The following is a 21,513-nucleotide window of genomic DNA, read 5'->3' as shown; positions in this document are numbered from 1 at the left end:
AAATGGGGCAAAGTGGTTGCGCATGGTGCAACGAGTTGCGTAATCGAAACATGCACGGCATTCCCACAGGGGGTTCCCCTTGCTACGTTCTGGATCAGTTCACCGAGCGGACCCCTGTGCAACGCGAACTCGTCACTTTCGAGCGTGACGCTCCGCAGGTTCCCAATGTCATCAGGAGGATGAAGTGCGAGTAGTGACTTCCCGTAGTGCACTGAGCAAGTCCGGCGCCATCGCCGGACTCGCCGTGCTGGCCCTTGTGGTCAGCGCCTGTGGATCCAAGAGCTCGTCCAGCCCCGCCACCAGCGCTTCTCCTGCCGCTTCCAGTGCCTCCGCTCCGGCCGCTTCCGGTTCCAGCGCGGCCGCGTCCAGCGCGCCCGCCGGTTCGTCCAGCGCCCCGGCTGCCTCCGGCAGCTCGTCGGCCCCGGCCGGCGGCAGCACCTCCGACGCCTCCAAGGCAACCTCTGCCGCCGCTCTCGGTGGCATGGACGCGCTGGTCGCCGCGGCCAACAAGGAAGGCGCCCTCAACGTCATCGCCCTGCCGCCGGACTGGGCCGACTACGCCGACATCATCGCCGGTTTCCAGAAGAAGTACCCGGGGATCAAGCTGACCTCGCTGCTGCCGGATGCCTCGAGTGCCCAGGAGATCTCGGCCGCCCAGACGGCCAAGGGCACCGACCAGGCACCGGATGTCTTCGACGTCGGTTCGGCCGTCGCGTTGGCCAGCACCCAGTACTTCGCCCCGTACCAGGTTGCTGCCTGGAAGGACATCCCGGCCGCGAACAAGGAGTCCACCGGACTCTGGGTGAACGACTACACCGGCGTCATGTCGGTCGGCTACAACGCCGACCTGACGGGCGAACTGACCTCGCTGGCCGATCTGACCAACCCGAAGCTCAAGGGCCTCGTTGCCCTCAACGGCGACCCGACACAGGCCAACTCCCCGCTGCAGGCCGTCATGATGGCCTCGCTGGCCAACGGTGGCTCGCTGTCCGACATCTCCAAGGGCGTCGACTACTTCAAGTCGCTCAAGGCGGCCGGCACCCTCTCCTCGACCAAGTCCTCGTCGCAGGCGGTCGCCGCCGGTTCCATCGGCGTCGTCTTCGACTGGTCCTACAACCAGCTGGCCATCACCCAGGCCGGAGCCAAGGCCGGCCTGACCTGGAAGACGTTCACCCCCAAGGGCGTCACGCTGACCTCGTACTACAACCAGGCCATCAACAAGGACGCCCCCCACCCGGCCGCGGCTCGGTTGTGGGAGGAGTACCTGTACTCGGCCGAGGCGCAGAACTTCTGGATGAAGGGCGGCGCACTGCCGATTCTCTACAACGCCATGAAGACGGCCGGAACCCTCGACGCCGCGGCGGCGAAGAACCTCCCGGCCATCACCGGCGACATCCAGTCGATGACGCCCGAGCAGAACACCGCCGCGAACAAGTACTTGGCCGCCAACTGGGCCAAGGCCGTCGGCTGATCCCGGCCGTCACCGTGATCACCCAGCGCTCCTGCGGTCGATCGTGACCGTCACCACGGCGCAGACGGAGCAGGCTCCCACCTCTGGTGGGGGCCTGCTCCAGCGGGTGGGCCCGAGACTGGGCGTCGCCCCGTTCTTCGTCTATACGATCTTGTTCCTGATGGTCCCGACGGTCATCGTCATCGTCGGGGCGTTCCAAACCGATACCGGCGGCTTCACGCTGCAGAACATCAGGGCGATCAACACGTCCCCGATCCTGTCGGCATTGGGTGAGTCGCTCCAACTTTCGCTCTACTCGGCCCTGATCGGGGCGGTCGTCGGCGGCGCGGCCGCCTATGTGATCTCCACCGGCAACCCCAAGGGCATGCTGCGTCGCGTCATGACCTCCGCGTCGTCCGTGCTGGCCCAGTTCGGTGGGGTCATGCTGGCCTTCGCGTTCATCTTCACGGTCGGCCGCACCGGGATCGTCGGACGTTTCCTGCAGGCGGAACTCAACTACACGATCGACCCGAACTGGTTGCCCAGCCTGCCCGGTCTGACGCTCGTGTACTCGTATTTCCAGATTCCGTTGATGATCATCATCTTCCTGCCCGCGGTGGACGGCATCCGTCCGCAGTGGCGGGAGGCCACCGAATCGCTCGGCGGTTCGACCTGGGTCTTCTGGCGTCGGGTGGCCGGCCCATTGCTGGCTCCCGCCTTTCTGGGGTCCTTGTTGCTGTTGTTCACCAATGCCTTTTCCTCGTTCGCCACCGCGGCCGCGCTGATCGGTACCACTGATCCAATCCTTCCTCTGCAGATCCGACACGCGCTGATTTCCGAGACCGGCTCGGGCAACGCGAATCTCGCGAAGTCGTTGGCCTTGCTGATGGTGGTCGTGGTCGCAATTCTCATGTGGATCTACTATCGGGTGCAGAGGAGGGCTTCACGATGGCTGAGATGACTCTGGCCAAGGAAGACACCGCCGTTGGCGTCCCGGCCGGAAAGGCCCCGCGCAAAATCCGGGCGGCATTCCGCCGGAAGCAGGCCATCAGCCGTTGGATTATCGTTCTGATCGTTCTCGGGTTCTTCCTCCTCCCGCTGGTCGGTCTGCTCGATTTCTCTACCCGCAAGTTCAACGGCACCCGCACCTGGTCGACGTGGGGAACGCTCTTCCACGCGTCCGAATTGCGGGCGGCGGCGCCGGATCTGGTCGACGGTTTCTGGATCACCCTGCTGCTCTGCCTGGTGACGGTCGTTCTCACCGTCCTGCTGCTGGTGCCGACCATGACCTGGATCCGTCTCCGGGTGCCGGAGGCCCAGAAACTGGTGGAATTCGTCTGCCTGCTGCCGTTGACCATTCCGGCCATCGTGCTCGTGGTGGGTCTGGCCCCGGTCTACCGAGTGATCGGCAAGGTCCTGTCCACCGGCTCGATCTGGCTCTGCTTCGCCTACGTGATCCTGGCCCTGCCCTATGCCTACCGCGCCATCGATTCCGGTCTGTCGGCGATCGATGTGCGAACGCTGTCGGAGGCGGCCCGCAGCCTGGGCTGCTCGTGGGGCAAGGTGATGTGGAAGATCGTGCTGCCCAACATCAAGGCCGGCGTGATCGGGGCGTCGTTCCTGACGGTGGCGCTGGTCCTCGGCGAGTTCACCGTCGCCTCGCTGCTGCTGAAGAACAACTTCGCCGTCGCCCTCGGTGCGCTCGGCAACAGCGCGGGCGCCGATCCCAAGTTGACCGCTGTGCTGTCGCTCGTGTCCCTCGTCCTCGGCTTTGTCCTGATGTTCGGATTCAGCTTCATCGGCAACCGTGGGAATCGTCGCTCCCGCGGGAAGAACGGGAGCGGCGGCGTGCTGGCCACGGGCGTGCGGGGTGACCTGCGTCCGGTTCCGACGCCCAGCAGCGCTCAGGCCCTATGACCACGATCGATCGAGTTCCCGGGATTGGGGATCAAGCATGACAACGACGGTAGCGCCGGCTCGGGCCGGAGTCCGGGTCGAACTGCGGAACCTGCGCCGTTCGTTCGGCGATGTTCATGCCCTCAACGGCATGAGCCTTGACATGACGCCGGGCGAGTTGGTGGTCCTGCTGGGGCCGTCCGGCTGCGGCAAGACCACTGCGCTGCGGGTGCTCGCCGGCCTCGAGGATGCCGACGCCGGGCAGGTCGTGGTGGGCGGCAAGGACATCTCCAGCGTCTCGACCGCCAAGCGTGACATGGGCATGGTGTTCCAGGCCTACTCGCTGTTCCCGCACATGACGGCCCGCGACAACGTCGCGTTCGGTCTGCAGCTGCGTGGACAGGACTCGGCAACCCGCAACAAGCGGGCCGTCGAGTACCTGGAGCTGGTCGGCCTGGACAACCACGCCGATCGCTACGCCCACCAGATGTCGGGCGGACAGCAGCAGCGCGTCGCGCTGGCCCGGGCGTTGGCCATCCAGCCCAAGGTGCTCCTGCTCGACGAGCCGCTGTCGGCGCTGGACGCCAAGGTCCGCGTCCAGCTCCGGGACGAGATCCGGCGCATCCAGCTCGAGGTCGGCACGACGACGCTGTTCGTCACCCACGACCAGGAGGAGGCGCTGGCCGTGGCCGACCGGGTCGGGGTGATGCGGGCCGGGAAGATCGAGCAGATCGACAAGCCGGACGTCATCTACTCGGCCCCGACCACCGCGTTCGTCGCCGGATTCATCGGTTTGACCAACAAGGTGCACGGAATCGCATCCGGCGCCGTGGCTTCGGTGCTGGGAAGCAATGTCCCGCTGCTGCCCGGTTCCCCCACGTCCGGTCCGGTCGAGGCGTTGGTGCGGCCCGAGGCCGTGCGGTTCGTCCCGAACCCGGCCGGGAACGGGCTGGCCACCGCCACCGTGCTGAGCACCAGCTTCCTCGGGGCCCACGGCCGGGTCCAGGCGCGGCTGGTTGACGGCACCATCCTGCTGGCCCAGATGTCGGTCGGGGAAACGGTTGCCCTGCAGCCGGGGGTGACGGTGGATGTGACCATCGCTCCGAGCCCGGTGCTGGCCACGGCCTGACCGTCTCGTCGTCGGCGACGCCCGCAACCAGTCCGGTTGCGGGCGTCGTCGTGTTCTCGGGGAGGATGACGGGCATGACCGCTGCTGATCCGTCCGTCCTGCTCGATCTCGCCGTACGCGCCGCCCGGGCGGCCGGCGCCGAACTGCTGTCGCGGTACGGCAACGTCGAGGGGCTGGACACCAAATCCTCGGCCACCGACCCGGTCTCGGACGCCGACCGGGCGTCCGAGGCGCTGATCGTGCAGATGCTCTCGGCCGAACGCCCGGACGACGGGTTGATCGGCGAGGAGGGTGCGTCCCGCGCGTCATCGTCCGGGGTCACCTGGGTGATCGACCCGCTGGACGGCACCGTCAACTACCTGTACGAGCTGGACAACTTCTCGGTGAGCATCGCCGCGGAGGACGCTGAGGGCGGGTTGGTCGGCGCGGTGTACGACCCGGTGCAGAAGCGGATGTACACGGCGGTCAGGGGTGGCGGCGCCTTCGTGGACGGGCGGCGGCTCCGGGTCAACGAACCGGTGTCGCTGGATCGTTCGCTGCTGGCAACGGGTTTCGGCTACTCACCGTCGAGGCGGGCGCTGCAGGGGGCGATCGTGGCCCGGCTGCTGCCGCAGATCCGCGACATCCGTCGGATGGGCTCGGCGGCGCTCAACCTCTGCGAACTGGCGGCCGGACGACTGGACGCGTACTGGGAGGAGGGCGTGCAGCACTGGGATGTCGCCGCAGGCGGGCTGATCGCAACCGAGGCCGGTGCGCTGATGACGGCGACCCGGCTCACCGACGCCACCACCGGCTGGCTGGTCGCCGGCCCGTCCCTGCACGCCGCCCTGACGTCAGCGTTGGCCGGCTGACGGTCCCACCGGGCGTCCCCGCAGGCGGCTCTCGATCGGCCGGTCGTTTCCACCTCCTCCACGTTCGCCGGCGTCGGCACCGCTCAGGAGAACGTCGCCAGCTGGCAGCCCTGCGGGGTGCCGCTCGACAGGCCGCGCAGGATGGCCGCGGCCCGCTGGTCGGGGGTGCCGTGGGTGGCGACCTCGGGGTTGCTGCTGATGTCGGTGATCAGTTGCTTGGACACCGTCTGGAACGCCTTGGTGTCGAAGCCCTTGTTCTTGGTCGCCTGCGAGTGGGCCCACACGCCGGACAGGCAGTCGGCCTGCTGCTCGATCCGCTGCGAGATGGCGTCTGACGTGCCGGCCTCGTCATAGCCGGGCTGCTTCACGGCCGCCTGCACCACATGGCCGATCTCGTGGGAGACGACCGACGCCAGCGCGTATGGGATGTCGGCCGTGCCGAACTCGTGGATCACCAGGTCGAGGAAGCTCTGGTTGATGTACACGGTGTCGTTGACCTGGCAGGTGAAGGCCGGGGCGGCGGTCAGCGCCGATCGGCAGGCCGAGGGCACCTGCGACGTGCTGGGATCGACGATCACATCCTGGTCGACGACCTGATTCAGCTGCCCCGACCAGTAGTCCGAGACTGAGGCCTTCAGGCAGCTGACAATCGCGTTGACGTTCGAGGCCGATACCCCGGGACACATCGGAGACGAACTCGACCCCGCGGTGCTGGAGTGGCTGGTCGGTGTGGTCTTGGTCGGGCTGGCGGTCGGGGTCGCGCGGTGGGTGACGGTCGGGGTCGGGGTCGGGGTCGGGGTGGCGGTGGTCGAGGCCGTCACGGTCACCACGGTGGTGCCGGCCGGTGCGGCGGTCGAGCTGACCGGGCCGACGCTCATCGGGGCCACGCTGCTGGCCGGCCCGGTGTTCGGTGCCGCGCTGCTGATCGGGACGCTGGCCGGCGGCATCGGGCGAGCCCCGGCCGAGCTCGACGCGACGACGGGGGCCGTCCCGGTGACGGCGGTCCCGCCGGCCGTCGTCGAGCAGGCCGTGACCAGCGTGGCGAGCAGGGCCGACGCGACCCACCGGGACATTCTGGTCATGGACGTACGGTACGTCTCGATCGCGCGCCCGGGGTGGTGATTCCGCCGGATCCGAGGGGAGTCGTCCGCCCCGGTCCCGGCTCACCCCGGCGGCGGGCCCCGGTGGCCGGCGATCGACGCACGGAATGCCTCGTACGAGGCGCGGGGGGTGCGCTCCCCGGTGATCGGGTCGATCGCCACCAGACCGAACTGCCGGGTGTACCCCTCGGTGCCCTCCCAGGCGTCGGTCAGGCCGCGATGGAAATAGCCCCGGACGTCGGCCCCGGCGGCGACCGCGTCGTCGACGGCCGCGAGGTGTGCCCGGAGATACTCGATGCGGGCCGTGTCCGGCTCGCCCGGACGATCGTCGTAGGCCGCCCCGTTCTCGGTCACGAACAAGGGCGGGAGCCGCGGGTACCGGCGGGTCAGTTCGACCAGTACGGCGGTCAGCGCAGCCGGCTCCACCGGGGCATCGAAATCGGTGACCGGCCGGTCGGGGGTGGGGATGATGGCGAACGGGATCGAGTTGTTCTCGGGTGCGGCGGCGACCGTGGTCGGGTGGAAGTAGTCGACGCCGTAGAAGTCGAGCGGCGCCGATATGGCCGCCAGGTCGCCGTCCTGCACCAGGCCGTCCTGTCGGTCCAGCAGGTTCTGCAGCAGCCGCGGATACCGGCCGATCAGGATCGGGTCGGTGAACTGACGGTTGTGATAGCTGTCGTACAGGGCGGCGGCGGTGCGGTCGGCCGGCGTGTCCGAAGCGGACCCGACCAGCGTGTGGTGATTGGCGATGCCGACCTGGTGCCCGCCGCCGGCCAGTACGGCCCGGACCCGCGCGTGGCCCAGGAGCAGGTGATGGGTGACCACGATCGCTTCGCCCAGCAAGGTCAGGCCCGGGGGGTCCACGCCGACCGCATGGCCGTAACCCATGTGCAGCACGGGATCGGCCATCGTGGTCCACCGCCGGACGCGATCGCCCAGGCGATCGGCCACGACAACCGCCAGGTCGCCCAGACGGTCTGCGGTGTCACGGTCGAGCCACCCGCCCTGCATCATCAGCTCGACCGGCAGATCCCAGTGGTACAGCGTCACCCACGGGTCGACCCCGGCTTCCAGCAGGCGGTCGAGAAGCCGGTCGTAGAAGGCGAGCCCGGCCGGGTTCGGCGGGCCGACGCCGCCGGGTTGGACCCGGGACCACGACACCGAGAACCGATAGGACTGAGCGCCCAGCCGGGCCAGCAGATCGATGTCCGGCCCGTACCGGGTGTGGTGGTCGACGGCATCGGCGCCGGTCGTGCCGTCGACGATCCGCCCGGGGGCGGCCGCAACGGCATCCCACACGGACGGGGTGCGTCCCTCCCGATCGGCGCCGCCCTCGATCCCCAGCGCCGAGGTGGTGACCCCGAACTCGAAGTCGGACCGCAGGTGCGGGAACGGCGACGTCATCCGCGCGGGATGTGGAACTGGGCCAGCCGCCCGTCCTGCCAGCCCAGCTCGGCCCACGCGGTGTCGACCTCGAAGACCGCCACCGCCGCGGTGGGGAACCGGGTCGACATCCGGTCGAGGGCATCCGCGTCACTGCGCGGTCCGGCCAGGTCCGCGGCCAGCGCGGGCAGCCCGGGCGCGTGGCCCACCACGACCAGGGTGCTGACGGACGGGTCGGTGGCGGCGATCTCGCCGAGCACCTGGTCGGGCGAGGCCTCGTAGATCTGGTCCGACAAGCGGATCGGTGCCGTCAGCCCGGCCACCTCGACGGTCTGTCGGGTGCGGGTCGCCGTCGAGCACAGAATCTCGTCGATCGGCGGGAGGTGCGCCCGCATCCATTCCCCGGCCAGGGCGCCCTCCCGGCGTCCCCGGTCGGCCAGCGGCCGCTCGTGGTCGCGGACCCCGCCCGGATAACCGGACTTGGCGTGGCGGAGCAGCACGAGCGTGCGGGTCCCGGTCACTGGCGCTCCTGTGTGCGACGAGCCGACGGCGGCAACCTCAGGACACCGGCTCGGTCTCGGCCCCGTCGCCGGGGAGCGAGCCGGTCCGGAGCAGGATGACGGCCACCTCGTGCAGCTTGATGTTGTGCTGCTGCGAGTACCTCTTGAGGACCGAGAAGGCCTGTTCGGGCTGGAGGGAGAACCGCTCGATCAGCACCCCCTGGGCCTGCCCGATCACGTGCCGCGAGTCCACCGCGCGCCACAGGTTCTGCTCGCTGCGGGAGCGGGCGAGGCCGACCGACGCGTGGGCGGCGACCACCTGCGCCGCCTCGATGTCGTCCTCGCTGTACTGGTACGACGGGCGAGCATAGAGGTTGAGGGCCCCGAGCACCTGCCGGTCGGTGAACAGGTGGATGCTCAAGATGCTGTGCAGACCGAGTTCGGCCGCGCGGGGGCCCCAGTTGGGCCAGCGGGGGTCGGTGGCCGTCTCGGGGATGAGGTACACGCCGTTCGTCTCCGCTGCCGTGAGACACGGCCCCTCGGACAGCTCGTACTGCAGGGCGTCGGCCTGATCGACCACCGGGTGTGAGCTGGCCACCGTCTCCAGTGCACCGTCGTTGTGGACCAGAGTGATGCTGGCGTACTCGCAGTCCACGCTCTCGAGGGCCAAGGCGACGATCTGCTCGAGGGCGGCTTCGGGGGATTGGTGCCCGGCGATCCGGCGGGCACGCTCGGCGAACGCGAGTGCGCCGAGGCGCGGACGACTCTCGGTGGTCCGCGGACGGCTGTCGGTGGTCATGGTCGCCTCTCCAGGTTTCTGCGGTGCTTCGCAGACCAATGATGCCTCACCGGAGGCCGGTCGGCTGCAGGTCAGGGGTCATGTCTTCGGTGGGGGCCTGCCTCCTCCGACCCGGTGGAGCAACGCCGAAGCGGACCGGTCGGGCGGCCGGCCGTCATGACTGGTCCATCCGGGACAGCCGTTCCTCCACCTCTAGCCTCGGCATCCCGCTTTCCGGGTGACGGGCGGCCCGAATGAGCTGAATCCGGTGAATAGGTGCGAGCGGATATCACTCTGGGTCAGAATTTGCGATTCCGCGTGAACGAGTTGACTCGTTCGTGTGCGAAATGGACATTCGTCGTCAGTTGTCGTAGCCAGCCCTGTGACGCTGAATTAGGTGGCGCGGTTTACTCTGACGGGGCCACCCGTGGTGGCGAAATGTCGCGCCGTGAGAAGACGCGTGAAAGGGACCGGACGATGACCGCACCGACGACCCGACGGGCGCACCCGACGGCGTTGTCGCGATCGATTCCCCCCTGGCGACGACCCGGCGCCGCGCCGGCGTCCCGCATCCTCGCCCTGTGTCTGGTCCTGTTCCTGGTGTCCGGATGTGGTTGGGTCTCGAGCCTGTTCGGTGGCAAGAAGACCGATGCCGCCAGCTCCGTCTCGGTGTTCAAGGTGGTCGTCGGCCAGTGCTTCAACCCGCCGGCCAAACCGGTCACCGACCTGTCGGACCTGTCGGCGGTCCCGTGTACGACTCCGCACACCCAGGAGGCGTACGCCGAGCCGGCCTACGTCGCCCCGGCCGGCGCCGACAGCTCGGTGTATCCAGGGGCCGACCCGCTCGTCTCCTTCGCGAAAGGCGCTTGCGCGCAGGCGTTCACCAGCTATGTGGGCGTCTCCTACCTGGATTCCTCGCTGTTCTTCACCTACCTGTTGCCGTCGGCCCGCAGCTGGGAGTCGGGCAAGGATCGGACGATCCTGTGCTTTGTCACCACCACCGGAAAGCCCCTCACCACCACCGTGAAAGGTTCGAAACTGTGACTGAACGGCAGATGTCGACTCGCCATGGGTAATCCGGTTGTGGTCTCCGGGGCCATGATCAGCTGCACCTTCGGCATGGCGCCCAGCACGTTGAACGTCGTGGTGCCGCGGGCCCTGGTCGAAGGGCGGCCGGTCGCAACGATCATGGACATCGCGCCGATGGTGAACATCGCCCCGTTCGGGATGTGCATGTCCCTGTCGAATCCGACGGTCGCCGCGGCCACTGCGGCGGCTCTCGGTGTGCTGACGCCGATGCCTTGTGTCCCAGCGGTTCCCGCTCCATGGACGCCGATGGCGCCGTTGACGTTGTTCGCCGGGCAGCCGGCGCTCGTGGCCGGCGCCATGTGCAACTGCGTGTTCGGAGGCGTCATCAACATCGGTATGCCGGGCGCCATGAAGACCATGGCCGGCTGATCCGGACGGTGTCCGGTATGTCGCATCCGTCCGTAACGCTGTGTACCTATGTGGTCGATCCGTCCACTCTGACAGGTGATCGCCTGCCACGACCGATGGCGCGAACAGGTGGCCCGAACCCTGGTCTGGAGCTCGATTTGGCATTGGGGGGACTTTCGTTCTGCAAAGCCATATTCGATGTCATAGTTTGACTCGAACGCGATCGCCGACCGGCGGGACCGAAGGCCTCCAGTGGCGAGCAGATCGTCTAGGCGGCAAGCGGATTCGCCTCGTTCCCACAGTCGTGTTTCGGCCATCCACCTCGGCGTGAAGCAGATTCGCTGCCTACGCCGCAAACCCATTGACAGGAGTGGGAATGCCCACGTATGCCGCACCAGGTGTCTACGTCGAAGAAGTCGTCTCATCGCAGAAGGTGCTCTCAGCCGCGCCGACCGCGATCGCCGCGTTCGTCGGCTTCACCGAGAAGGCGCCGACCGACGACCCGGCCGATCCCGAGGGCCTAGCGCCTCGCCTGGTGACCAGCTGGTCGCAGTTCGAGGGTCTGTACGGCAGCTTCGTCGCCGGCGCGGTCCTCCCGCTCTCGGTCTACGGCTACTTCGCCAACGGCGGCGCCCTGGCCTACATCGTCCGCGTGCCCAACACCGCCCCGTCGGGTCAGCCGTCGCGCAAGGAACTTCCGGCGGCCGATCGTGCGCTCGGCCTCCCGCTGGCCTTCGAGAGCCTGGAGCCGGACGCGGACATCACGGTCCAGGTCACCAGCGCCGACACCGACGAAGAAGGTCCGAGCCCGTTCAACATCGACCTGCTCAGCAACGGGGTCGTCGTCGAGTCCTACGAGAACCTGGGTCTGGGCAAGGGCGACCGCAACGTCGCCACCGTCATCAACGCCACCTCGACCAAGGTGAAGGTGGAGGTGCTGCTGGACGCCAAGACCGATCTGTCCAGCCAGATCGAGGTCCTCAAGCCGGGCCTGTACGAGCTGGAGAAGGCCGCGACCACGCCGGTCGCCGTCACCGGCCGCAAGTTCGCCGGTTCCGAGTCCTCCCGGACCGGCATCAACGGTCTCGCCGTGGCCGAGGACGTCACCATCGTGGTCGTTCCCGACCTGATCACGGCGGCCACGAAGGCCGACGGCAGCGTGGATCTCGGTCTCTGGAAGGCCGTCCAGACCTCGCTGATCACCCACTGCGAACTCAACGGCAACCGGATGGCCCTGCTCGACGCGCCTCCCGGAATGAGCCCGCAGCAGATCAAGGAATGGCGCAGCGGCGTCGCCATGTACGACTCGGCCTACGCGGCGCTGTACTACCCGTGGATCAAGGTCGAGAACCCGATCGGCACCAACGGCGACGCGGAGGTCCTGATCCCGCCGAGCGGCCACATCGCCGGTGTCTGGGCCCGCACCGACGAGACCCGCGGCGTCTGGAAGGCTCCGGCCAACGACACCATCCGCGGTTGCCTGGACGTCGAGTACGGCGTCACGCAGAACGAGCAGGCGGTGCTGAACCCGATTGGTATCAACTGCATCCGGCCGTTCGGAACCCGCGGCATCCGCATCTGGGGCGCCCGCACTCTGGCCAGCGACACCGACTGGCGCTACATCAACGTGCGTCGCCTGTTCAACATGGTCGAGGCGACCATCGCCGAGGGCACCCAGTGGGCGGTCTTCGAGCCGAACGACATGGCGCTGTGGGAAGGCATCAAGCGCACGCTGACCGGATTCCTGCGCGGGCTCTGGAGTGCCGGCGCATTGTTCGGTGCCTCGGCCGACCAGGCCTTCTACGTCAAGTGCGATGCCGAGACGAACCCGCCGGAGTCGATCGACCAGGGTCTGCTGATCGTCGAGGTCGGCATCGCCCCGGTGAAGCCGGCCGAATTCGTCGTCTTCCGCATCGCGCAGCACAAGCAGACCAGCTGAGAATCGCCCTTGATTTTGCCCAGTGCCGGCCGGCGGGACCGATCAGGTAACGCCGGCCGGCGCCGGCACGACACACGAGTTGCCGGCATCGCAGTAGATTTGTCCTGCACCCGGATTTCCGCCCCGCCCGCAGTAATTCACTGATCCGCATCAGCCGAGGAGCGCACATCAATGCCCAATGACCTGATCAGCAAAGACCCCCTGATCGCGCAGAACTTCTTCCTGGAAATCGACGGCGAGGTGATGACCAGCCTGTCCGGTGTCTCCGGTCTCGACATCGAGATGGAGGTGGCCACCACGCAGCAGGTCGGCAAGGACGGAAAGAGCCAGGTCGTCAAGACGCTCGCCGGCCGGAACAAGGCCCCCGATCTCAGTCTGACCCGCATGGCCGTCGCGGACTCGACCGCCGACAAGCTGTGGGAGTGGTTCAACGGCATCATGGGCAAGGGCATCTCCCTGACCGACCGGACCAACCAGCGCAAGAACGGCTCCGTCGTGCTGTACGACTCGACCCACACCGAGATCGCCCGGTTCAACTTCATGAACGGCTGGCCGAGCAAGATCAGCACCGATGGTCTCTCCGTCGACTCCAATGACCCGGTGAAGGAGACCATCACTCTGACGATCGAGAAGCTCGAGCGCATCAAGTGAGCTTGAAGACCCAGTACGAGTTCACCCTGCCGCGGGGCTATGTCGACAACCACGGCGGGGTGCACCGTACTGGCGTGATGCGGCTGGCGACGGCGCGCGACGAGTTGGAGCCGCTGCGCGATCCGACCGTCACCGGTCCGGACGACCCGCGACTCACGGTGCTGATCCTGGCCCGGGTGGTGCGGAGCCTCGGTGATCTGGACATGGTCACCCCGCACGAGATCGAAGGCCTGTTCGCGGCGGACCTGGCGTTCCTCCAGGACTTCTACGGTGTGATCAACTTCGGCAACCAGGAGGAGTACGAGGCGCTGCTGGCGGCGCAGGCCTCGTCGGCCCCGCTGACCGGTGCCCCGGCCCCGGCCGCTCCGGCGGCCGTGGCCGAATCGGGATCCAACGGCGCCGAGTCGTCCCCCGAACCGGCCGCCGCTCCCCGGCGGGCACGCGTCGAGGAAATCCCGCGCAGTCAGGTCTGATGTAACCGTGAGGACCATGGGCGACGTCCGGACGGCGGGTGGCGGGGCAATGACGGTGGTTGTCACACCGTCGGTGGGGGAAATGCTGTGCTGAGGTACCCGGTCGACGCGCTGTGGCAGGAGATCGCCTATCTGGCCTATCACCTGCACTGGCCGCTGGACGATCTGCTCGACCTGGAACACATGGACCGAGTCCGCATGGTCCGTGCGGTTGCGGGACTGAATGAACGCGCTTGGGAGGCTGTCCGTGAGTTCGCCTGAATCGGCCCGGTTGCTCGGCACCGAGGCCGCTTTGGCGTCCCGTTTTCTGTTCGAGGTGGACGGGATCGAGATCGGCCTGTTCGCCTCGGTGCGCGGTCTCGCCGTGTCGTCCCAGACCGAGGACATCACCGAAGGGGGCCAGAACGGGTACACGCACCACCTTCCGGGCCGCCTGCAGTGGCCGAACATCGTCTTCAGCCGCGGACTGACCCAGTCCGATGCGCTGTTCGACTGGATGAACAAGACGTCGGGCGAAGGCTTCGCGGCCAACGACAACAAGGTGACCCGCAAGACCGGGGCAATCACCGCGCTCTCGTCCGATGGCAAACGACTCCGCTCCTGGTCTTTGGCCGCCGTGTTCCCGGTCCGGTGGAAGGGACCCGACTTCGACGGGTCGTCCGACACTCTGCTCAGCGAGGAGCTCGAGGTCGCGCATCACGGCTTCAAGGCCAGCAACGTGACGGGGTGATCACCGCGTGAGCGACCCCGAGAACCAGGGCCCGGCCGATGACATCGGCGCCGGGTCCGTCGGCGTATCCGCAGCCGGATCGCCGCGCATCGGTCTGGGTCGGCTGGCGGCTCGTCGCTGGGGCCGCCCGTTCGCGCCCGGCCGGGCCCGGCCGGCCCCGCTCGGCAGCGTTGCGGTAGCCGCCGCCCGTTTCACCGCCGGCCTGGCCCACGCACCGCAGGTGCGCCGTCAGCTGGCCGGCCCGGGGGAGATCCGCCCGTCGAAGGTGCCGGAGATGACCCGGCCGCCTCGATGGTGGACACCCGTGGCCGACGACCCGGCCGCGCCGGAACCGGTCACGGTTCGCCGGTCGTCCCAGGCCCGGACCACGTCGCTGCCGTCGGCTCGTGGGGTCCCGGTGGGCTGGAGCGGAGCTGGGGAGCAGATGCCCGCCTCGGTGCCCGCTCGTGGCCTGCGCCGGGCGGCCGGACCGGTTCCGACCGAGAAGAATCATGTGCCGGGCGGAATGGCGGCCGGAATGACGGGTAGCACCGTCCCGGTCCGCCGCTTGCCCGACGTCAAGGCGGCCGGTCCGATGACGGGTGCGGCCACGAAGCTGGTGGCGCCGCGCGCGGCCCCACCCACGATCGGCGCGACCGGACGTTCGGGGTCCGGGTCAACGGGTCGGGGAGCCGTCGGCCCGCCGGGGACGCCGGTGGGGGATGGCGAAATCCGGCGCACCGCCGCCGTCCCCCGTGCTTCGAGCAGCGCCCTCGGTGCAACCAGTTCGACCACGACCGGGCGCGCGTCCGGCGGTGCGCCGGCAACGGGCGGCGGTTCCGGTGCGTTCGGCTCGGCCGCCCCCGAGCGCGGCCGGTCCCGGGGCGGGGCTCCGGCACGTGGGCCGTTCGCCTGGGTGGCCCGTCGCCGGGCGGTCGAGGGCGCCGCGGCCCGGCTGGCCGCGAACTCGAACTCGGTGCGTCGTACGGCGACAGGCACCAGCGTCACCCGGCCCGGTGCGGCCTCGACGATGGTCAACGGGGCGGCGGCACCTACCCGGGCGGCGCAGGCGGACGCAACGCCGTCGGCGTCCAGCTTGCGCCGGTCCTGGGCGCGCCCCGCCGCATCGACCCCGATTCCGTCGGTGCGCGTCCCGGCGGCACCAGATGCGTCACCGGACCCCACCACGGCCATGGTTTCAGCGGCGCCGACGGGATCGGTCTCCGCGGCGGAGTCGGTGGCGGTTGCCCGTTCTGCCGATCCTGCTGTGGCCTCGGCTCCGGCGTCTGCGGCCGGGTCCGCCTCGTCTTCGTCCGCCCTGTCTTCGACATCCGACTCGTCGGGTGCGTCGGTATCGGTGACGCCAGCCGGCAGCGGGACGACGGTGCGTCGCTCCACTGATCCCGCCGCCGAACCCGGGGTGACGCCACGTTCGGCCGATTCCCCCTCCGCCGCAACGGCTTCCACGGTGCCGGCCCCGGCGATTCCGGGTGGCTCGGCGGAATCGGGATCAGCGGGCGGAGTCCCCTCGCTGTTTGCGGCCGACCCCCGGGCCATGGCCAAGGCGATGGCCCGGCGCTTCGGCCCGACGCGGTCTCCGGTCTCCTCGGACGGGATCGACGACTCCGTGTCGCCCGGATCGCCGGCGGCGGCTGCCGACACCGGGATGCCCGCGGTTCGACCGAGGTCCGCGGCCGCGATGACGGCCACCGGCACCCCGCTGGCCCGGTCGATCCGCCGCTCGGCGCTGGGTCACCTCCCCCGAGCGCTCAACCTGCTGCCGGGCCCCGAGGCGACACCGGAGCTGCGCCGCTCGGCCGGCGCCCCGGTCGACATCCGGACGGCCGGAGCGGCGGCGGGCGCGGCGCGTCCGCCGGCCATGCTGACCGGCCGCACGGTCGACGCGGCGCCGGGTCCGGCGGACAGCGTGCCGGGCCGGCGGGCGACGTCGAGCACAGGATCGAATCCGCCTGCTACCGGCGACTTCTCGGCGGCCACCGGGTCCGCCACAGCCGCCCAGCCCAACCGTTCCTGGCCGGCCGCGGTCCCGTCCGGCGGTCCGGCACCGGTGGCGGGTGCCCCAACGAACGCTACCGGGGCACCGGGTTCGGGCCATGACGCCGCCGGTTCGGCGTCGACGACACCCGGCTCCGTCCCGACGGCACCCGGCGCGGCGTCCGCCGCGCCCGGCGTGTCCTCCGCGGCAACCGGCTCGGGCCCGGCCGCCGCTGATCGGACCGGCGCCCCCAACGCGGCCCCCCCGGGTGCGGACGCTCCGGCTCCGACGGGCCTGGGGTCCGACTCGCGCGAGACGTCGACCGGAGCCGGCCCGGTCATCCGTCCGGTGCGACGGATGACCCGCGGACCGGTCGTACTGCGTTCGATGGCCGGACCGACTCGGGGAGCGGCGGCCGAGCCCGGGGACGACCCCTACTCGATGGCCCGAGTCCCGACGCTGCCCGGCGCGTCACAGGTGTTCACCCTGCGCCGGTCTCCGGCGGCGCCCTGGTCGGGCGGTGCGGCGCCCGTCGGCGGCATCGTGGCCGGTGCCGTCGGCCAGGACGTGCGCGTCGGGGCCACTCCGGCATTGACCCGTCCCGGGGTGGCCGGCGCGCCGCTTCTGCGACGGACGGACGGTGTGCTCCCGACCGCCGTTTCTTCCTCGGCCGCGCCGCGGAGTTCGGCGATCTCGCAGGCTGGCGGCGGCCGCCATGCGGCCGCTGAGCCGGCGGCTCCCGTCGGACCCGCGGCCGCGGTCGGGTCGCGGGCGGCCGCCTCGACCTCGACTGCTTCGACCTCGACTGCTTCGACTTCGACTGCTTCGACCTCGGCCGCTTCGACCTCGGCTGCCTCGCCCGCGACGACCGCGGGCACGACCGCTGGCGTGAACCAGGCGGCGACGTCGAACGGGCCGGCATCATCGGCCTCGACGCTTCCCGCCGGGGGGTCGTCGATCGACCATCGGGGAACACCGGTCGCGCCCGATGGATCCCGGTCGTCGGCCGGCGACCGGGATGTAGCCGCCCGATCCGGCGGCCGGGCGCGGCCGCTCGGGGCAGCGCCGGTGCGCCGCTTCGCGACCACGCGATCGCTGGCCCGTTCGGACGCGGCCTCGAACTGGTCCGGTGACACGATCAGCACCGTCGGGTCCATCAACCCTTCGGGGCACCGCCTGCCCCGGCCGGGCGCCCTCGGCGAACTGGTGGGCGGACCGCGACTTCGACGATTCACCGAGCGTCCCCGCGCGGCCGACCGGGTTGGTCACACAGATCTCCGGCGGAGCGTGGCCGCGCCGCAACCGGCGCAGGTCGCCGGCGTGCGGCCGGGACTGCCGGTGCGCGGCAACACCTTCGCCGTAGTCGGTGCCCCGTCGCAGGTCGGGGTCCTGGCCTCGGAGCAGCGATCGAGCGGCCGGCTCCGCCGATCGACGGGGCCGGGTGCGGGCGCCGACATGTCGTCGGGTGCTGGGTCGTCCTTCACGACCGGGGCCGGGATCGGACCGGCATCGAGCGCCGGAGCTGGGGTCGGATCGAGCCTCTCGGGTGCCCCCGGTGCACCGGCGGCAACCTCGACCGGTTTGCTGCGAGCAGCCGGGGCGATGACGTCACCGCGTCACACCGCCGCTCGGGTGGGAGCCGGGGTCAGCGCCACCGGACGCTCCGAGTTGCTCCTGCCGTCCGGACCGACGTCGATGCGCACCAGCTACGGGCCGGTCGGCACCGGCCGCTTCCCGACGACCGACCCGACGCCCGGGGCCGCCAGCGGCCAGGCCGGGCCGAAGTGGTTCACCGGCGGCATCTCCAGTCCGATCCAGGTGGCCCGGGTGACGGGAGCCGTGGCCCCGTCGGCCGTGCCGGTCCGGCGCAGCAACGACCCCGCACCGTCGTCCGCCACCGCCACCGCCACCGCCACCGCGGCCATCGTCCGGCGGTCGACCGCTGCTCCGGCTGGATCGGCGACGACCGGTTTCGCCGGGCCGGGCGCCCGAGGTCCCGCTGACCCGGGCTCCGCGTCCGGCTCCGGGCGTTCCGGTGGTCCGGGTGGAATGCCCGGTCCGGCCGGTGCCGTCGGGCCCGATTCGATCGGTGGCGCACACAGTTCTCTGACCGTCAAACGGTTCCCGGCCCGACCCGACCGCATCGTCACGCCGTCGACCCGGAACCTGCTGTCGCGGCCGAGTGTCGCTCCGCCGCGCAGCGCACCACGCGGGCTGACCCCGATGACGACCGGCAGCCCGGTCGACGCTCGCAGCGCGACCCCGGCCCCGCCGTTCACCCTCAACCCGGCGTCGGCCGGGCCGCCGGTGCCGGGAGTGGCCCAGGGTGTGGGACCGGAACCGTCGCCGAACGGCGCCGTTGTCCGCCGCTCGGCCAGTCTGGTCGACCAGGTTCCGGCGTCGTTGTTCGAGCGGGCGCGTTCCGGGCTGGCCGCGAGCAATCCGTCGAATGCTCCGATCCGCCGAGTGGCAGAGGGGAATTGGCCCATGGCCGAGAATGAGTCGTCGGAGTCCTCGGAACAGAAACCCGGTTCGATCGCCGCCTCGCTGACCCCGCGCGAATGGGATCAGCTGGTGGACATCATCGTCGAGCGGATCGAGGACCGCGTCTCCGACGAGCTGTCCCGACGCGGGCGCCGATTCACTCCGGGTGTGATGTAGCGATGTGTTCCACGGGCGCGGCAAACAGCAGCAGGAGGCTGACATGGCACTGACCGAAAAGGCATTCCTGGAGATCGAGGGTACCGCCGAGACGATTCCCTGCATGTTCAATCCGGCCGAGTTCTCGGTGTCGCGGAGCAACACCTGGTCGGGCAATTCGCTGGCCGGGCAAGGGGTTCCGCAGTTGCACTACCAGGGCGCGTCTTCGGGATCGATGACGCTGCAGCTCACCTTCGACACCACCGACACCGGCCAGGCCGTCACCACCTACACCGGTAAGGTGCTGGCGCTGATGGACGTGGACGCCTCCCTGCCCGGGACCGACCCGCAGTCCAACAACGCCCGGCCCCCGTACGTGATCTTCCACTGGGGCAGTCTGCATTCCTTCAAGGCAGTGGTGTCCAGCGTCAACCTGCAGTTCACGTACTTCTCCTCCACCGGGGTGCCGTTGCGGGCCAAGATCTCGCTGACCCTGACCCAGTACCAGGAGTCGGCGGCCTTCGGCCCGCAGAACCCGACTTCCGGCACGCCCAAACCGCACCGGGTGCATCGGGTGCAGCCCGGGGAGACGCTGGACCGGATCTCGGCCAAGTACTACGGCGACTCGACCCGTTGGCGCCAGATCGCCAGCGCCAACGGCATTTCCGACCCGCTGGCGCTGCGCAGCGGCTCGCTGTTGTCGATTCCGAGGGTGCAGAAGTGAAGCAGAGCAACGGCTTGAACGGCGTACGGCCCGATCCGGTGTCGGCATGACCGCCCCCAAGATGGGCGCGATCGCCCCGGACATCCTGGTCAACGGGACCGCCCTGGCGGCAACGGTGCTGGATCAGCTCACCGGCGTGAAGGTCCGCACGAGCCTGGGCCTGACCGGACGAGCCACATTGCGTTTCGACGACATCGGCTATGCCATCGCGGCCGGAGCCACGTTCAAGATCGGCACCGCCGTCGAGATCCAGATGGACGGTGGCACGTCCCTGTTCACCGGCGAGGTGACCGGCATCGATCTGCAACTCGACCAGGGAGTTCCCGATCTGGTCGTGATCGCCGACGACCTGTCGTACCGGATGACCCTGGGCAACAAGGTCCGCAGCTACACCCAGATGACCTACGCGGACATGATCAGCAAGATCGCCGGTGAGTACGGTCTGTCCGCCTCGGCCGACTCCACGTCGGGACAGTTCGACTACACCCTGCAGGCCGATTCGGACTTCGGCTTCGTCAGCGAGTTGGCCGAACGCGTCGGCTTCGACTGGTGGGTCGAGGGCAAGACCCTGAAATTCAAGAAACCGATCGCCAGCAGCGGCCCGACCCTGACCGTGGCCGAGCAACTGCGCCAGTTTTCCGTCCGCGGGAGCGCCCTGCACCCGGCGGCGACCACCGTGACCGGGTGGGCCCCGAAGACGAAGCAGCCCGTGGTCGGTACCGCCAGTTCGGCCAACGGCGCGGTGCTGCCGACGGCGACCTTGGTATCCGGTTTCGCGTCGGTCGGGTCACTCGCCTCGTCCGCGAAACTCACCACGTCGGCGCAGAGCCCGTTCGACCAGGCCGAGGCGGACGCGATGGCCCAGCGGTCGGTGACCGCCTGGGCGTCATCGGCCGTGACGGCCCGCGGGACCACCCTGGCCAACGCGGCGATCAAGATCGGCGGCAGCGTGACGGTGGCCGGGGCCGGGCCGGCCAACGGCCAGTACTTCGTCACCGAGGTCGAGCACAGCTATTCCGAGCGCGGATTCGAGACCCGTTTCACGGCCGGCGATCGGCGCCCGTCAGGTCTGGTCGACACGCTCACCGCGCCCAAGCGATCCAGTTTCCGACGGGACGGTCTGGTGGTCGGAGTGGTCACCGCGGTCGGCAACTCCGAGGGCTCGCCCGGTGATGTGAAGATCAAGTTCCCCGGCATCGACGACCAGCTCTCCAGCGGCTGGGCCCGGCTGGTCAGCGTGGGTGGCGGCAACAAGAAGGGCGTCACCTTCATGCCGGAGGTGAACGACGAGGTGATCGTCGGGTTCGAGAACGGCGACCCGCGCCGGCCGGTCATCATCGGCGCCCTGTTCAACGGCAAGGACGCGCAGCCGGCGTTCGTCATGGACGGAAGTCAGGTCGGCAGCCGCCAGATCACCTCGCGTCTCGGCCACGCCGTCGAATTCGGGGACGGCGCCGCGCCCGACAAGCAGTACATATCGCTGACGCTGGCCGGCGGAGCCACCTCGGTGATGATGTCCAAGAAGGAGTTCGCCGCGACCGTGCCGGCCGGAATTCCCCTGTCCATCACGGCCGGTTCGGCCTCGTTCAAGATCGGGAACGACGGTTCGATCACCATCCAGGGCAGCAAGATCACCCTCAAAGCCGATACCGACGTGGAGATCTCCGGCTTGAACGTGACCACCAAGGCCTCGGTCAAGGCCTCGACCAGCGGCACCATGGTCGAGATGAAGGCCAACGCGACCCTTGACCTGTCGGCCTCCGGCCCGGCCACCGTCAAGGGCAACCCGGTCATGGTGAACTGATGGGGAGAATGCCCGGCAAACCCCGTCGCTCCGCTCGCCCGAGTCCCACCCCC

23 protein-coding genes are annotated in these 21,513 nt (G+C 69.5%); 16 read left to right on the top strand and 7 right to left on the bottom strand.

Annotation, left to right across the window (positions count from 1 at the left end; all coding sequences use genetic code 11):
* Positions 1-184: 184 nt before the first annotated feature.
* The 5 genes from BLS97_RS04690 (at position 185) to BLS97_RS04670 (ending at position 5,326) form a co-directional block, all read left to right on the top strand.
* Positions 185-1,471, top strand: coding sequence for an ABC transporter substrate-binding protein (locus BLS97_RS04690; RefSeq protein WP_197676407.1), 1,287 nt, complete (start codon positions 185-187; stop codon positions 1,469-1,471).
* Between the two features lie 43 nt (positions 1,472-1,514).
* Complete coding sequence (locus BLS97_RS04685) at positions 1,515-2,411, top strand: ABC transporter permease (protein ID WP_231988352.1); 897 nt, start codon at positions 1,515-1,517, stop codon at positions 2,409-2,411.
* The gene (locus BLS97_RS04680; protein ID WP_197676406.1) at positions 2,399-3,367 is read left to right on the top strand and encodes an ABC transporter permease; all 969 of its coding nucleotides are present in this window, start codon (positions 2,399-2,401) and stop codon (positions 3,365-3,367) included. Before BLS97_RS04685 ends, BLS97_RS04680 begins: the two co-directional genes overlap by 13 nt.
* A 37-nt stretch (positions 3,368-3,404) precedes the next feature.
* The gene (locus BLS97_RS04675; RefSeq protein ID WP_090474811.1) at positions 3,405-4,475 is read left to right on the top strand and encodes an ABC transporter ATP-binding protein; all 1,071 of its coding nucleotides are present in this window, start codon (positions 3,405-3,407) and stop codon (positions 4,473-4,475) included.
* 74 nt (positions 4,476-4,549) lie between these two features.
* On the top strand, positions 4,550-5,326 hold the full coding sequence (locus BLS97_RS04670) for an inositol monophosphatase family protein (protein ID WP_231988351.1): 777 nt from the start codon (positions 4,550-4,552) through the stop codon (positions 5,324-5,326).
* Between the two features lie 83 nt (positions 5,327-5,409).
* Here the strand turns inward: BLS97_RS04670 and BLS97_RS22645 are convergent, their stop codons facing one another.
* On the bottom strand, positions 5,410-6,012 hold the full coding sequence (locus BLS97_RS22645) for a neutral zinc metallopeptidase (RefSeq protein ID WP_157695183.1): 603 nt from the start codon (positions 6,010-6,012) through the stop codon (positions 5,410-5,412).
* Between BLS97_RS22645 and BLS97_RS22640 the strand changes: the two genes are divergently transcribed.
* Positions 5,981-6,448, top strand: a complete 468-nt coding sequence (locus BLS97_RS22640) for a hypothetical protein (RefSeq protein ID WP_157695182.1) — start codon at positions 5,981-5,983, stop codon at positions 6,446-6,448. The two genes, BLS97_RS22645 and BLS97_RS22640, sit on opposite strands and share 32 nt — an antisense overlap.
* Before the next feature lie 41 nt (positions 6,449-6,489).
* Here BLS97_RS22640 and BLS97_RS04660 read toward each other — a convergent pair whose 3' ends face one another.
* The 3 genes from BLS97_RS04660 to BLS97_RS04650 are packed head-to-tail and all read right to left on the bottom strand — an operon-like array spanning position 6,490 to position 9,108.
* Positions 6,490-7,830 (bottom strand): glycoside hydrolase family 1 protein, encoded by a 1,341-nt coding sequence (locus tag BLS97_RS04660; protein WP_090474808.1) that lies wholly within the window; start codon positions 7,828-7,830, stop codon positions 6,490-6,492.
* Complete coding sequence (locus BLS97_RS04655) at positions 7,827-8,330, bottom strand: SixA phosphatase family protein (RefSeq protein ID WP_090474807.1); 504 nt, start codon at positions 8,328-8,330, stop codon at positions 7,827-7,829. Before BLS97_RS04655 ends, BLS97_RS04660 begins: the two co-directional genes overlap by 4 nt.
* A 37-nt stretch (positions 8,331-8,367) precedes the next feature.
* The gene (locus BLS97_RS04650; RefSeq protein WP_090474806.1) at positions 8,368-9,108 is read right to left on the bottom strand and encodes a GAF and ANTAR domain-containing protein; all 741 of its coding nucleotides are present in this window, start codon (positions 9,106-9,108) and stop codon (positions 8,368-8,370) included.
* 456 nt (positions 9,109-9,564) lie between these two features.
* On the opposite strand from BLS97_RS04650, the gene BLS97_RS04645 reads away from it, so the two are divergent.
* From BLS97_RS04645 to BLS97_RS04620, 7 genes are all read left to right on the top strand, one after another.
* Complete coding sequence (locus tag BLS97_RS04645; protein ID WP_090474805.1) at positions 9,565-10,131, top strand: septum formation family protein; 567 nt, start codon at positions 9,565-9,567, stop codon at positions 10,129-10,131.
* Positions 10,132-10,155: 24 nt separating this feature from the next.
* Complete coding sequence (locus BLS97_RS04640) at positions 10,156-10,545, top strand: DUF4280 domain-containing protein (RefSeq protein ID WP_090474804.1); 390 nt, start codon at positions 10,156-10,158, stop codon at positions 10,543-10,545.
* Between the two features lie 355 nt (positions 10,546-10,900).
* Positions 10,901-12,463 carry a phage tail sheath family protein gene (locus BLS97_RS04635; protein ID WP_090474803.1) on the top strand — a complete coding sequence of 521 codons (1,563 nt, stop codon included), beginning with the start codon at positions 10,901-10,903 and terminating at the stop codon, positions 12,461-12,463.
* Positions 12,464-12,634: 171 nt separating this feature from the next.
* A complete protein-coding gene (locus tag BLS97_RS04630) occupies positions 12,635-13,114 on the top strand; it encodes a phage tail protein (RefSeq protein ID WP_090474802.1) in 480 nt (159 codons plus the stop codon).
* Complete coding sequence (locus BLS97_RS04625; RefSeq protein ID WP_090474801.1) at positions 13,111-13,587, top strand: hypothetical protein; 477 nt, start codon at positions 13,111-13,113, stop codon at positions 13,585-13,587. Before BLS97_RS04630 ends, BLS97_RS04625 begins: the two co-directional genes overlap by 4 nt.
* 87 nt (positions 13,588-13,674) lie before the next feature.
* Positions 13,675-13,848 carry a DUF6760 family protein gene (locus BLS97_RS23195; RefSeq protein WP_172832211.1) on the top strand — a complete coding sequence of 58 codons (174 nt, stop codon included), beginning with the start codon at positions 13,675-13,677 and terminating at the stop codon, positions 13,846-13,848.
* A complete protein-coding gene (locus tag BLS97_RS04620; protein WP_197676405.1) occupies positions 13,835-14,317 on the top strand; it encodes a phage tail protein in 483 nt (160 codons plus the stop codon). The genes BLS97_RS23195 and BLS97_RS04620 overlap by 14 nt, the downstream gene beginning before the upstream one ends.
* Positions 14,318-14,806: 489 nt before the next feature.
* Here the strand turns inward: BLS97_RS04620 and BLS97_RS04610 are convergent, their stop codons facing one another.
* The 3 genes from BLS97_RS04610 to BLS97_RS04600 all read right to left on the bottom strand — a co-directional run bounded on the left by BLS97_RS04610 (position 14,807) and on the right by BLS97_RS04600 (position 17,449).
* Entirely contained in the window at positions 14,807-16,006 is a 1,200-nt protein-coding gene (locus BLS97_RS04610) for a hypothetical protein (RefSeq protein WP_157695181.1), read from the bottom strand.
* A gap of 42 nt (positions 16,007-16,048) precedes the next feature.
* Positions 16,049-16,633, bottom strand: a complete 585-nt coding sequence (locus BLS97_RS04605) for a hypothetical protein (RefSeq protein ID WP_090474797.1) — start codon at positions 16,631-16,633, stop codon at positions 16,049-16,051.
* 93 nt (positions 16,634-16,726) lie between these two features.
* Positions 16,727-17,449 carry a hypothetical protein gene (locus BLS97_RS04600; protein WP_090474796.1) on the bottom strand — a complete coding sequence of 241 codons (723 nt, stop codon included), beginning with the start codon at positions 17,447-17,449 and terminating at the stop codon, positions 16,727-16,729.
* A 130-nt stretch (positions 17,450-17,579) separates the two neighbouring features.
* Here BLS97_RS04600 and BLS97_RS04595 point away from each other — a divergent pair, with 130 nt between their 5' ends.
* From BLS97_RS04595 to BLS97_RS04585, 3 genes are read left to right on the top strand one after another with little or no spacing between them, the layout of a single operon-like run.
* Positions 17,580-18,953 (top strand): hypothetical protein, encoded by a 1,374-nt coding sequence (locus BLS97_RS04595; protein WP_090474795.1) that lies wholly within the window; start codon positions 17,580-17,582, stop codon positions 18,951-18,953.
* 43 nt (positions 18,954-18,996) lie between these two features.
* A complete protein-coding gene (locus tag BLS97_RS04590; RefSeq protein WP_090481310.1) occupies positions 18,997-19,656 on the top strand; it encodes a CIS tube protein in 660 nt (219 codons plus the stop codon).
* Between the two features lie 46 nt (positions 19,657-19,702).
* Positions 19,703-21,460 carry a phage baseplate assembly protein V gene (locus BLS97_RS04585; protein ID WP_090474794.1) on the top strand — a complete coding sequence of 586 codons (1,758 nt, stop codon included), beginning with the start codon at positions 19,703-19,705 and terminating at the stop codon, positions 21,458-21,460.
* The last annotated feature ends 53 nt before the right edge of the window (positions 21,461-21,513 follow it).

Origin of the sequence: Nakamurella panacisegetis (genome assembly GCF_900104535.1) — a bacterium.
Classification (GTDB): Bacteria; Actinomycetota; Actinomycetes; order Mycobacteriales; family Nakamurellaceae; genus Nakamurella; species Nakamurella panacisegetis.
Note: the sequence above shows the minus strand (reverse complement) of the source record. Positions and strands in the feature narration are given on the sequence as shown.